This is a genomic window from Paraburkholderia sp. BR10882, from assembly GCF_040948855.1.
Classification (GTDB): Bacteria; Pseudomonadota; Gammaproteobacteria; order Burkholderiales; family Burkholderiaceae; genus Paraburkholderia; species Paraburkholderia nodosa_A.
Map to the genome: position 1 here is coordinate 314,462 of NZ_JBFPKP010000003.1, position 12,735 is coordinate 327,196.

The following is a 12,735-nucleotide window of genomic DNA, read 5'->3' on the forward strand; positions in this document are numbered from 1 at the left end:
TAAATCAGAAGTTGACGCCGAGGAATGTTTCGATCTTTTCGGCGACGAAGTCGAGCATCTCCTTGCTGAGGCCAGGGTACACGCCAACCCAGAAGGTGCGGTTCATGACGATGTCGGTATTCGTCAGTTCGCCGCTGACACGGTATTCCCTGCCAATCATGTACGGCTGACGCGTGAGGTTGCCAGCGAAAAGCAGTCGCGTACCGACCTTGTTCTGATCGAGGTAGTCAAGCAGGTCAACGCGGTTGAACTCGGCTTCTGGCTTCAAGGTAATCGGGAAGCCAAACCATGACGGATCGGAATTCGGCGTCGAGTTGGGCAAAATCAGAAAGTCCTTGCAGCTTTGCAACCGGTCATGCAGATATGCGAAGTTCTCGCGACGCGCCTGCACGAAACCATCGAGGCGATCCATCTGCGCGAGCGCACACGCCGCCTGCATGTCCGTGATCTTCAGGTTGTAGCCGAGGTGCGTGTAGGTGTACTTGTGGTCGTAGCCTTCTGGCAAGTTGCCAAGCTTCCAGCAGAACCGCTTGCCACAGGTGTTGTCCTTGCCAGGTGCGCAGTAACAGTCGCGCCCCCAATCGCGGAACGATTCCGCGATCAACTTGAGTTCGGGGTTATTCGTGAAGACAGCGCCGCCTTCACCCATAGTGATGTGGTGCGCGGGATAGAAGCTGAGCGTGCCGATATCGCCGAACGTACCTACGAGTTGACCGTTATAGGTCGCGCCAAGCGCATCGCAGCAGTCTTCGATGAGCCACAGGTTGTACTTCTTGCAAAGGGCGACGATGACTTCGAGATTGTAAGGATTGCCCAGTGTATGAGCGAGCATGATCGCTTTCGTCTTCGGCGAAATGGCTGCTTCGATCTTGCTTGCGTCGATGTTGTACGTACCTAGTTCTACGTCGACAAAAACCGGTACTGCGCCGAACTGGATAATAGGATTGACGGTGGTCGGGAAACCCGCCGCAACTCCGATTACTTCGTCACCGCGTTTGATCGCGCGATCGCCGAGCTTCGGGGAGGTCAGCGTTGAGAACGCAACCAGATTAGCGGACGAACCCGAGTTGACGGTAATCAGGAAATTCACGCCGAGATACGCTGCGAGTTTCTTTTCGAACTCGTCATTGAAACGCCCGGTCGTAAGCCAGCCGTCGAGCGATGCTTCGACCATGAGCTCCATCTCGCGTGCGCCAATCACCTTGCCGGAGGGCGGGATCACGGTTTTTCCGGGTTCGAATGCGGGCCGTTGCGTGGCAAGCGAACCGTACTGCTGCACGAGTTGGATAATCTGCTCGCGGATCTGATCTTTATTCATGGCGGGTAGTCTTAAGACTGAGTGTATTCGTCAATTTGGGCTAGTGTAACTGCGCGCATATCTTCACCACGGGCGGCGGCCTTGTACCAGCTGACAATGTTGTCAAGTGTCCGGTCGAGACTCCACCGGGGGCGCCAGCCGAGGCGCGTACGCGCTTTCGAGCAGTCCAGTTTCAGATAAGTGGCTTCGTGCGGGTGCTCATTGCCGTCCAGCGCCCAGCGCGCATTGTCACCCCATTGTGATGTGAGCCGCTCGACGATCGCTTGAACAGGCTGAGCATCCGAATCATTTGGCCCGAAGTTCCACGCGTCGGCATGACGCGGTCCAGCGGTATGCAGGCTTTCTGCGAGGGCAAGGTAACCACTGAGTGGTTCGAGGACGTGTTGCCACGGCCGAATCGCGTGCGGACTGCGGATGCTGACTGTCTCTCCATTGCCGATTGCGCGGATGATGTCGGGGATGAGCCGGTCTACTGCCCAGTCTCCGCCCCCGATGACATTGCCTGCGCGAGCGCTTGCGATTGCTACGCCGTGTTTATCGTAAGCTGCGGGATTGAAGAAAGAGCTACGGTAGGCGGCGGTGACCAACTCAGTGCAGCCCTTACTGCTGCTGTACGGATCGTAGCCACCCATTGCTTCGTTTTCGCGGTAGCCCCATTCCCATTCCCGATTCTCGTAACACTTGTCAGTGGTGACAATAACGACGGACCGCACGGTGGGGACGTGTCGAACAGCCTCGAGCAAGTGCACTGTACCCAGTACATTCGTCTCGTACGTCTCCACCGGATTCACATACGATTCGCGCACGAGCGGCTGGGCTGCCATATGAATCACAACGTCTGGCGCAGCCTCTTTGATCGCATTCAACAGGGACTCGCGGTTGCGTATATCCCCGATGATCGATTCAATGCCGTCAGCAACCCGCGCAAGCGCGAACATGTTCGGCTCGGTAGTGGGGGCGAGCGAAAAGCCCGTGACTCTGGCGCCGAGCGCCTGTAGCCAGAGCGTCAGCCAGCTGCCTTTGAAACCGGTATGCCCCGTAAGAAAGACTTTCTTGCCACGCCAGAATGAACTGTCCGTCATCACCACACCTTCCAGGGCGCCTTGCCACTCTGCCAAAGCTCTTCCAGGTAATTCTTGTCCCTCAACGTATCCATGGGCTGCCAGAAGCCTTCATGCTCGTACGCCGAAAGTTGACCACTACTGGCGAGTTGTTCCAGCGGCTCGCGTTCCCAAATGCATTGGTCGTCCGGGATCAGGTCGATCACCTTCGGCGATAGCACAAAGAATCCGCCATTAATCATTCCGCCGTCGCCCTTCGGCTTTTCCTTGAACGAACTGACTTTGTTTTCCCGGATATCCAGTGCGCCGAAACGGCCTGGCGGGTAAGTGGCGCTGAGCGTCGCAAGGGTTCCGCGCTGCCTGTGATACTCCGTGAGCGTATTGATGTTGATGTTGCTAAGCCCATCACCATAGGTGAAGCAAAAAGATTCCTCATCCTTAACGAAGTCTTTCACCCGACGCAGACGGCCGCCCGTCATCGTCGATTCTCCGGTGTCGACTAACGTCACCTTCCAGGGCTCGGCATATTGCTGATGAACCTTCATTTCATTCGTACGCATATCGAACGTCACATCCGACGTATGAAGGAAATAGTTCGCAAAATATTCCTTGATTACATAGCCCTTATAGCCGCAGCAGATCACGAAATCGTTGACCCCGTAAGCCGAGTAGATCTTCATGATGTGCCACAGAATCGGTTTCCCTCCGATTTCTATCATTGGCTTCGGGCGATTGGCCGTGTCTTCGGAAATTCGAGTCCCAAGTCCGCCTGCGAGAATGATAGCTTTCATCGAAATCCTGTGGTGTATTCGGTAGATTCTGGAAGGCAATGATTTGGCTTACGGGCCGAGGCGACTAAAGCCGCAGATCTGCGCCGCGATTCACCGTGGGGCACTGCGTGATTATTGGGGCATCATTCCTGCTGCTTGCTTCGAACGATCTTGTAAGGTCTTGGGAGCGGAACCCGAGCATTATATTGTTCCGCTCTGGCGTTGCATAGCAACCGCCGGAACCGCTGTTTGTGCTGCCTCCGGCCGCTTCCGGCTTCTATTGACGTACTTGGCGAGGCGGGCAGATCGGCTTTCAGATGGTCGGCTCCAAAGCGTTTGCTGATGCAGGACTGCGGTTGTTGCATACCTGTTTGCTTTCCGTCCTTGACCACGCCCGCGTTGCATTGACGTGGGTCGGTTGAAGATACATGCGTCTGTTCGCGCCCTCGGGCAAAACTCAAAGCGTTGGCCGCCAACTGATAGCAGGGCGCAAGTGGCGTTCCTATAACAACATGATTGCAGGTGCGCGTCCCATGGATCCGATTCGGGGGCGACCATCCGTTACACTATTGTTATGCGCCAATCGAGCGCGAACGCCGTACGATCGCGCTCCTTCACTGGCCGTATTCGTATTTTTCTCGTCTAGAACTACCAGGAACCAACACCAATGCATGTCGTGGTAACGGGCGCGAATGGCTTCGTGGGCCGCGCCTTATGCCGTACCCTGGTCGAAAACGGACACCGCGTAACCGGTATCGTTCGCCGGGCCGGCACGGCACCGGCTGGCGTTGTGGAATGGGTTCATGGCACGCCAGAATTCGCCGATATCGACATGCACTGGCCGGCGCCGTCCGGCGATGTCGACTGTGTCGTGCATCTTGCCGCGCGCGTGCACGTCATGAATGAAACGGAGAGCGACGAGACGCAGCGAGCCTTCAATGCGACCAACGTCGAAGGCACCCTGCGCGTCGCGCGCGCCGCGCAGCGCCATGGCGTGGGGCGTTTCATCTACGTGAGCAGCATCAAGGCAATCGCGGGGAGCGGGGGCACGCGCGAACCGCTGCGAGAAGACGCGCTCGCGCAACCCGACGACGCCTACGGCCGCTCGAAGCTTGCCGCGGAACGATCACTGGCCGATCTGCGCACGGATACGGGGCTCGATGTCGTCATCGTACGGCCACCGCTCGTCTATGGCCCGGACGTCGGCGCCAACTTCCGCAAGATGCTCGATACCGTCTGGCGCGGGACACCCTTGCCGTTCGGCGCCGTGGATGCCCAGCGCAGCCTGCTGTTCGTCGACAATCTGGCCGATGCGCTCATGCATTGCGCATCCGACGCACGCTCAGCAAACGGTTGTTTTCATCTGGCAGACGATGTTGCGCCTTCCGTCGCGGACCTGCTGCGTGCCATTGGCAGGCATCTCGGCCGCCCGGCACGGCTCATACCGGTGCCCGTGTCACTACTCAAACTCGCCGGCAGGCTCACGGGAAGAACCGCGCAGATCGAGCGTCTCACCGAAAGTCTGGTTCTCGATGCATCCGCGATCCGGCGACAGTTGTCGGGCTGGCACCCGCCGTACACGCTGGACGAGGGGCTGCGCGCGACGGCCGACTGGTATCGCGCATGTCGCAAGGAGCAGGGGCGCGCATGAGGGAGGCTTTCGACGTATTCGGAACATCCGGTTCGACTGTGCTGCTCATTGCCGCGGTATCGGCTCTGGCGAGTTTTCTGATCCTGCGGGGCTTGCTTTCGACCGGTCTCGCCTGGCGTATCGCGACGGATGTGCCGAATCATCGCTCGCTTCACGTCAAGCCGATTCCGCGCGTGGGCGGTTGGGGGATCGTACCGGTCGGCCTCGCGGCGCTCTTATGGCACGCATCGCAGATGTGGTTGATCGCGGCGGGAGCGGTGGCGCTCGCCTTGGTGTCGCAGATCGACGATCGTCGCGATTTGCCCGCGCGCATCCGGTTTGCCGTCCATTTCGCGGCAGTGGTCGCGCTGGTAGTCATCTGGCCGGCGGACGCACCTTGGTGGCTACTCGCAGGCATCGGCTTCCTGATGCTCTGGCTGATCAACCTGTACAACTTCATGGACGGCGCCGATGGCCTCGCGGGCGGCATGGCACTGTTTGGTTTCGGCGCCTATGCGGCGGCGGCGCTGGCTACAGGGCATCCTTCGTTGGCGTTGGCGCAGACCGGCGCCGCCCTCGCCGGGGCATCACTCGGCTTCCTGTTCCTCAATTTTCACCCGGCGAAATTGTTCCTGGGTGACGCCGGCTCGATCACGCTCGGCTTTCTGGCGGGCGCACTCGGCTACTGGGGCTGGCGCGGCGCCGTCTGGCCGCTCTGGTTTCCAGCCTTGGTTTTTTCCCCGTTTATTGCGGATGCGTCGATTACATTGCTGAGGCGCGTCTGTCGTGGGGAAAGATTTTGGCAAGCGCATCGGGAGCACTACTATCAACGCATGGTGCGCTCGGGTATCGGTCACAGTCGCACCGCAATCTACTGGTATGCCGTGATGTTTGCGGGTGTCATCGTCGCCTTATGGGCGCTGGGGCGGCCAATGTGGCAGCAATGGCTGATTTTTGCGGCGTGGTACGGCGTTCTGGGGTGCTGTGCCGTCGTCATCGATATGCATTGGCGAAGCTTTCAGAATTCTAACGACAATTAGCTTATCTCCGCAGTTGATTCTTCCCTTTAAATGCTGACGCATCTGTAACGCGGCTGAGACGTTTGTTTCTTCAGGGAAATTCCTGCGGCGCATCGCAAGCATTAAGATCAGTGCGCGGTGCGCTCCGATCGTTTGGTACCTCGTCAGGCTTGCGGGCATAATAACTGCTGCGGCGCCGCGGCATGGAGCGGGTCCCTGTGGCAGCAATGGCCAAGTTTAGGTGCGTGGTCTGGAGATTTGCCTCCCGGGAGGTCGTCATCGATCTTCACAGGGTAGGCTCCCCAGAATCCGACGCGAAATAATTTCGAGGTTTGCCGCCAATGTTGCGATCCAAGGCATCTTGGTTGTCGTTCGGTGTTTTCTTCTTCGACATGCTAGCCGCAGTGGCGGCGTGGCTCGTCGCGTACGTCGTCCGCTTCAACGGTGAAATTCCGGTTCCCTTTTTTAAGGGCGCATGCGTTGCGCTCCTCTGGGTCCTTCCCGTCTACGGCGCGATGTTTCGCACCTTCGGCTTGTATCGTGGCTTGTGGGTCTTCGCGAGCCTGCCCGACCTGATGCGCATTGCAAAGGCGATCGTGGTCGGTGCGCTCGTCGTCATGATTGGCGCGGTCATGTTTCAGCCGAAGCCGATCATTCCACGCTCGGTCCTCCTGCTTACGCCGATGCTGCTGTTCCTCGCAATGGGCGGCGCGCGAGCGATCTACCGGGCCAGTAAAGAGTTCTATCTGTACGGTGGTCTTGTCGGTCGCGGCAAGCCTGTGCTGATTCTTGGTGCGGGGGGCGCGGGCGCGAGCCTCGCGCGTGAGCTGTCGCGCTCGGGTGAATGGCGCCTGGTTGGTCTGCTCGACGACGACGTCGCGAAGCGGGGCCGCGAGATCTATGGTTACAAGGTCCTCGGCACGATCGACGAGATCGCGCACTGGACGGAGACGCTCAAGGTCGAGCATGTGATCATAGCGATTCCGTCCGCGCCGATGGAGACGCAGCGACGCCTCGCTACGCTCTGCGTGCGCCTTGGCGTCAGGGCGATGGTCTTGCCTTCGCTCACGGCCCTGATGCCTAGCCAGGGTTTTCTTTCCCAGATTCGCCAGATCGATCTGGAAGACCTTCTCGGCCGTGAAGCGGTCAACATCGACACTGCCCACGTCGAGGCGCTGCTGCGAGATCGCGTGGTGATGGTCACAGGCGCGGGTGGCTCGATTGGCTCCGAACTCTGCCGCCAGATCCTGAAGTTCCAGCCTGCGCAACTCATTGCATTCGACTTGTCCGAATACGCGATCTACCGCCTCACTGAGGAGATCCGCGAGCGCTTTCCCGAGCAGGCGATGATCTCGTTCATCGGCGATGCGAAGGACTCGTTGCTGCTCGACCACGTCATGTCGCGTTACGCCCCGCATATCGTCTTCCATGCGGCGGCATACAAGCATGTGCCGCTGATGGAGGAGCTCAACGCATGGCAGGCATTGCGCAACAACGTGCTTGGCACATACCGTGTCGCGACCGCGGCGATTCGCAACAACGTGCGCCATTTCGTGCTGATTTCGACTGACAAGGCCGTGAACCCGACCAATGTCATGGGCGCGAGCAAGCGCCTCGCCGAGATGGCGTGCCAGGCGCTGCAGCAGACGAGCGAGCGCACACAGTTCGAGACCGTTCGCTTTGGAAACGTACTGGGTAGCGCGGGAAGTGTCATCCCGAAGTTTCAGCAGCAGATTGCGAGGGGCGGTCCCGTGACCGTCACGCATCCCGAGATAACCCGCTTTTTCATGACGATTCCCGAGGCGGCGCAGCTCGTGCTCCAGGCATCTAGCATGGGGCAGGGCGGCGAGATTTTCATTCTCGACATGGGCAAGCCGGTCAAGATCGTCGACCTAGCGCGCGATCTGATCCGGCTTTATGGCTTTGCCGAAGATCAGATCCGTATCGAGTTTAGTGGCTTGCGTCCCGGCGAGAAACTCTATGAGGAGTTGCTGGCCGATGACGAGATGACCGCGCGTACGGCGCACCCGAAGCTGCGCATCGCGCGGGCGCGCGAGGTGCCCGTCAATCTGCTGGACGAATTGTTGCCGTGGTTGATGCAGCACCGCGTTCCGGGCGACGACGAAGTGCGCCGCGATCTTCGCCGCTGGGTGCCGGAGTACCAACCGTCGAGCGTGTCGAAGCTCCAAAGTGTGGGTGGAACGTCGGTCAGAGCCACTGGCTGATTCCGGGGGCGAAGAGGCGAGTGCGATTCGCCGGCCCTTGATTATTTCCCGCTAACGACAGCACGAAGATTCGTCATCTTGAGCGATCGCTCTCCCGCACTGCCAATGGCGAAACGGCGGTTACGCACCAGATAATCGACAATACGGTCGACGCAACTTTCGACCGTATTGTCTTGCGTATGCAGTGTGAGATCTGGATGAGCCGGTGGGTGATAGGGTGAAGCGATACCGGTGAACTGTGCGATCTCACCGCGGCGGGCGCGTTGATATAGCCCTTTGGGGTCGCGCTTTTCGCAAACTTCGAGCGGGGTGTCGACAAACACCTCGACAAACGCGGATTCGCCGACAATGCGCCGTGCATTTTCGCGGTGCTCGGGCTCGGGTGAAATGGTCGCCGTGACGGCTACAAACCCCTCATTGCAAAACAGCGCCGCCACGTGGGCCACGCGCCTGAGATTTTCCGTACGCTCGGCGTCACTAAAACCAAGATCTGAATTGAGGCCCGTACGCAACACGTCGCCATCGAGCATCGTTGCTCGAAGGGCAAACGTTTGCAGTCGATTGACCAACGCGCGCGCGACTGTCGACTTGCCCGCTCCGGACATGCCGGTGAGCCAGATGACAACTCCAGCCGACGTTGCTGTATTCACTTCTTGCCGCCTCGATCAACGTAAACCTGATTCGCATTCTAACGTTTCGAAGCAGTTCGTGTAACGCGGATGTAATAAACCGCAACAAATCTGCAGGCTTGTAATTCTGTGTAATGATTCATGTACCGAGAACCCTGCTAGTACTGTAGTGACAAAAATCGTTTACCTTCAGCAGGTACGATTTGCACGATCGGTTGGATTTTGGATATCAGGGGCCGATTGAGGACTAGCGCACGTGCGCCGATTTGAGTGATGCTGCACCCGGACCTTCATAAGAGGAGACTGAATGACCATCATGACAAGCCTCGGCCGCACGATCGGCCCCTTGCGTCGCCTGCACGACAACCGCAACGATCTAGCGGTGGCGCTGCTCTCCGCCGAAGAGCGTGTACGGAATCTGGAAGCCCTTGTCGAGGCGGCTCGCGGCACTCCCTTCTTCGCCTACTTCGCCAGTTTCGATGCGCTGGCGTGCATGCGACGACACGAAGTACAAGATCGCAAACCTACGCCGGGATTCCAGACAAACTGGCTCGGGGTGTTAGTGGACCCCAAGATCTTTAGCTTTCTGGCCGACCAAGGTGGAAAGCTGGAGCAGTTTCCATTGCCGGCTAATTGGCATGCCGACATCGCGGAATGGGCGTCGGCACTGCATGCGGTGGAACTGTCCCGGCCCGACAGCTTCACAATGATCGAGTTGGGTTGCGGCTGGGTTGCTGGATGAACAACATGGGCGTGGCTGCGAAGCGCACCGGCCGGAAGGTCCATGTCATCGGCATCGAGGGCGACGAAGGTCACGTCGAATTCGCTCGTGAGGCATTAGCCCGCAATGGATTCACCAGCGACGAGTACACCCTCCATCGCGGTATTGCAGCCGCCAGTGACGGAACCGCTTTATTTCCGCGCCAGGAGCACCCCGGACACAGTTGGGGATCGGCGCCGGTATTTAACGCCACGCAAGCTCAACAGGATCAAGCCGTGGCGAGCGGCAGTCACGACCTGCTGCCCATGATCTCGCTCGAAGCGGCCATTGCAGGGCGCGACCGCATTGACCTGCTGCACATCGACATTCAGGGTGGAGAAGCTGACTTGATCGAAGCGTGCCTGCCGATTCTCAATGAGAAGCTGGCCTATTTGCTAATCGGCACGCACTCGAAACACATCGAGGGCAGGCTGTACGACATTCTCTCGCCCACCGACTGGGTCATCGAGATGGAGCGGCCCGCCTTCTATCAGGTCAACAACCGAAAGCCAGAGTTGGCCGTGGACGGCGTGCAGGCATGGCGCAATCCTCGTTTTATCCCGATGTAGCTTTTTTGCCGCAATCGCTGGCCCCTAGTTCTGGGGGCTAGCCGCCTTCCCTTTTCTACCTGGTTACCGGTCTCCACAGCGTAGCTCAGCCCCGAAATTGCGCGGTTTGTCCACGATGCGCGACGCCGGCTCGTGCGCCGAACATTCATGTGTAGACTGCTGCTACGATACCGGACTGAAACGACTGAACCGAATCCCGCTACTCTGAATGAGCACTCTAGCCACCATAAAACGCGCGGCCTTGATGGTCATGTCCGGTCAGCAATTCCTGATGACGGAAACGGCACCCCGAAACACCAGAAAGGTATTGTGGTATTACGATTGGGGCACGATCGGTGATTCGATCATGGATTTGTCGCAACGTTTCCTGATTCATGCGGACATCGAGATTGATCTGTGCATGCCCTACGGGCCGATAGAGTTGTTCACCGGCGATAGTCGGTTCAGGCGTGTATTTAAGGCGTTGTCGGACGCCGACGACCGATACGACCTTGCTATCGTCCAAAACATTACGACCAAAACACTAGGGCAAAAAGTCCGCTTTTTCCCGCGGACAAGATTCTGCTCGATTATGGGCCATAGGCGGAACGAAGATTTTTCGCGCATGCAGTTGAGCTACGAACGACTCGCTCAGATTTTCGACGTAACAAACGGCACGGGACCGATCGAGCCGTCCCTTAAGGTCGTGCACGACGAGACGGCCGACGCTGATGGTTTCCAGATCCTAGTTGCGGTAGGCGGGAACGACAGACGGCGCCGGATCGACGACTGGTCAAAACTATTGCGGGCAGTCGATGCGTTCTGGCCGAAATCGTACGTCAAACCTCGCTACGTGCTGCTAGGAAATGGCGAACCTGCTCGCGAGGCGGTAAGGCAGATTGAAGCGCATCTGCCCGCACAACGCCTCGTTACTGTCACGGATATGCCGGATCTTCGGGCTGCTGCCGAGGTCATTGACCGCTGTTCGTTCTTTCTCGGCGCTGATGGTGGGCTGATGCATATCGCGGCAGCGCTCGGGAAGCCCGGTGTCGCCATTTTTAGTGAGATTCGCCCCGAATGGCGCTTGCATACCCGCTCTAAGATGAGACCGATTTTCACCGACGGCAGTATCAATGAAATCCCGGACGCAAAAATCGCAGGCGAAGTCGTGCGATATTGCGAAGAGCAGATTACCCAAAATCAAATGGAGGCGCAGACCTGAGCTTTTGCCCTAGATAAGGTTCGCATGAACCTCCGAGCGTTCCGCAATCGCCGCGAGGACGGCCAGCATGGTCGCGTAGAAAGACACGGTGCTCTTCAGGTCGAACGTCTCGACGGTCAGACCAAAAACGAAAAACATCAGGACGAAGGACAGCCCCATGAGCGCTGTGCGCCGTGTTGTCCTCGATTCGGACTTGAGTTTCGCCGCGAAAAATATCGCGGGCGCGATGTAGATCGCCAGCAGCGCGAGGCCGCCCACAATGCCGTAGTTGGCCATGTAGGCTAGCAACTGGTTATGCACTTCACCTTCGCCGAATGCGGCCGCCTTCGGGGTGAGCGCGCCTTGCTTGGCCATCGAGGTCATCTTGTCGCGGAACCCATCGCCACCGAGGCCCAGCACCGGGTGTTCGGCGATCAGCGTGGAAGCTGCCTCGTAGAGTTGCAGGCGTATGCCAACCGACGTGTCGCGGTGGCCCTGCGTGTACTGCGCGAGGTCGGATGACACGTCGCCGACGCGCTGGCGTACCGTCCCCGACAGCCCGTACACCATCCCGAGCAGCAGCGCGACGGTTACCGGCATCAGTACCTTCCAGTGAAGCGGCTTGCCGCGGCCGAGTTCCCATACGATCAGTACGGCTACGAGAGGGATCGCAGCCCAGCCACCACGCGAGCCCGACAGCAGCGAAGCGGCAAGGCCTGCAAAGAGGCCTGCGAACTTGATCGCACGCAGGAACGCCGAATCCTTGCGCCACCAGTTCAGTGTAATCGCCGACAGCACGCCGAGCGCGACTGCGAGATCGCCGAAATGAATCGGATTCAGGAATGCGCTGCCGATGCGTCCGTCGCCCCAATCGCGCGGCAGGATGACGGCAATCACGAGCGAGGAGAGCGCGCCCAGCGCAAAGGAGAGATCCGCCCAGGCGAAGATCCGCAGCGGCGCGCGCCGCAGGGCGAGAAAGATCGGGACTGCAAGCAGGAACCGCGAGGGCGAATCCCAGGTGCGGAGCAACGGATGGTCGTGCGAGAGCGTGCTCAGCGCCACGGCGGCAACAGGGGCGCACAGTGCAATGCACAACGCCAGCCCGAGACGGTCGGGACGCGCGTAGCCGTATGGCGCGCCAGCCGGTCGCCAGCACAGCGCCGCCAGGGCAATGACACCCGCGCCGATCGAAACGGCGCTCGAGGCGCCCTGCACGAGCATTGCAATAGAGGGAAAGCCGAGCAGGAAAGCCGCGGTCAGCCAGTCGCCAGGCTCGGTGCGTCGGGAGTCAATCGTCACTGCTGTCTGCATCGCTACACTGCTCTTGTCGGTAAGGGCGGGACTGACTACGTCTCCCGCATTACGTCCCCAAATCGTACCCTCTCGGTTACGAAGTATGACGGGAAACCCGCCATTGTACGCACACATTCCACCCGCTCGCGTTTTCCCCGAGAAATGCTTACACCAAGACCGTCAACGCCCACAAAATAAGGGCGCGAATAGTCGTTGAGCTTGACATAAGCGTGTCTGCGTTCCAGGATCGCACCGCCGTGCAGCAAGCTGCACAAGAATAA

At 59.0% G+C, this 12,735-nt stretch carries 11 protein-coding genes; 6 read left to right on the forward strand and 5 right to left on the reverse strand.

Going from position 1 to position 12,735, the window contains the following annotated elements:
* Positions 1-4 precede the first annotated feature (4 nt).
* Genes rfbH through rfbF form a run of 3 tightly spaced genes read right to left on the reverse strand, consistent with a single transcriptional unit; the run spans position 5 to position 3,170 of the window.
* Positions 5-1,318: a lipopolysaccharide biosynthesis protein RfbH gene (gene rfbH / locus AB3X99_RS10625; RefSeq protein WP_368616886.1), complete on the reverse strand. Its 1,314-nt coding sequence runs from the start codon at positions 1,316-1,318 to the stop codon at positions 5-7.
* A gap of 11 nt (positions 1,319-1,329) precedes the next feature.
* The gene (gene rfbG / locus AB3X99_RS10630; protein WP_069267663.1) at positions 1,330-2,400 is read right to left on the reverse strand and encodes a CDP-glucose 4,6-dehydratase; all 1,071 of its coding nucleotides are present in this window, start codon (positions 2,398-2,400) and stop codon (positions 1,330-1,332) included.
* A complete protein-coding gene (gene rfbF, locus AB3X99_RS10635) occupies positions 2,400-3,170 on the reverse strand; it encodes a glucose-1-phosphate cytidylyltransferase (RefSeq protein WP_069267662.1) in 771 nt (256 codons plus the stop codon). The genes rfbG and rfbF overlap by 1 nt, the downstream gene beginning before the upstream one ends.
* Positions 3,171-3,816: 646 nt before the next feature.
* Between rfbF and AB3X99_RS10640 the strand changes: the two genes are divergently transcribed.
* From AB3X99_RS10640 to AB3X99_RS10650, 3 genes are all read left to right on the forward strand, one after another.
* Positions 3,817-4,800 (forward strand): NAD-dependent epimerase/dehydratase family protein, encoded by a 984-nt coding sequence (locus AB3X99_RS10640; protein WP_368616887.1) that lies wholly within the window; start codon positions 3,817-3,819, stop codon positions 4,798-4,800.
* Positions 4,797-5,819 carry a glycosyltransferase family 4 protein gene (locus AB3X99_RS10645; RefSeq protein ID WP_368616888.1) on the forward strand — a complete coding sequence of 341 codons (1,023 nt, stop codon included), beginning with the start codon at positions 4,797-4,799 and terminating at the stop codon, positions 5,817-5,819. Before AB3X99_RS10640 ends, AB3X99_RS10645 begins: the two co-directional genes overlap by 4 nt.
* 320 nt (positions 5,820-6,139) lie before the next feature.
* Positions 6,140-8,023: a polysaccharide biosynthesis protein gene (locus tag AB3X99_RS10650; RefSeq protein ID WP_368616889.1), complete on the forward strand. Its 1,884-nt coding sequence runs from the start codon at positions 6,140-6,142 to the stop codon at positions 8,021-8,023.
* Positions 8,024-8,064: 41 nt separating this feature from the next.
* On the opposite strand, the gene cysC is transcribed toward AB3X99_RS10650, so the two are convergent.
* Positions 8,065-8,673: an adenylyl-sulfate kinase gene (cysC, locus tag AB3X99_RS10655; RefSeq protein WP_368616890.1), complete on the reverse strand. Its 609-nt coding sequence runs from the start codon at positions 8,671-8,673 to the stop codon at positions 8,065-8,067.
* A 286-nt stretch (positions 8,674-8,959) separates the two neighbouring features.
* Here cysC and AB3X99_RS10660 point away from each other — a divergent pair, with 286 nt between their 5' ends.
* The 3 genes from AB3X99_RS10660 (at position 8,960) to AB3X99_RS10670 (ending at position 11,182) form a co-directional block, all read left to right on the forward strand.
* Positions 8,960-9,394, forward strand: coding sequence for a hypothetical protein (locus AB3X99_RS10660; protein WP_368616891.1), 435 nt, complete (start codon positions 8,960-8,962; stop codon positions 9,392-9,394).
* The gene (locus AB3X99_RS10665) at positions 9,391-9,981 is read left to right on the forward strand and encodes a hypothetical protein (RefSeq protein ID WP_368616892.1); all 591 of its coding nucleotides are present in this window, start codon (positions 9,391-9,393) and stop codon (positions 9,979-9,981) included. Before AB3X99_RS10660 ends, AB3X99_RS10665 begins: the two co-directional genes overlap by 4 nt.
* Positions 9,982-10,189: 208 nt before the next feature.
* Complete coding sequence (locus AB3X99_RS10670) at positions 10,190-11,182, forward strand: glycosyltransferase family 9 protein (RefSeq protein ID WP_368616893.1); 993 nt, start codon at positions 10,190-10,192, stop codon at positions 11,180-11,182.
* Positions 11,183-11,191: 9 nt separating this feature from the next.
* Here AB3X99_RS10670 and AB3X99_RS10675 read toward each other — a convergent pair whose 3' ends face one another.
* Positions 11,192-12,460 carry an O-antigen ligase family protein gene (locus AB3X99_RS10675; RefSeq protein WP_368616894.1) on the reverse strand — a complete coding sequence of 423 codons (1,269 nt, stop codon included), beginning with the start codon at positions 12,458-12,460 and terminating at the stop codon, positions 11,192-11,194.
* Positions 12,461-12,735: the final 275 nt, after the last annotated feature.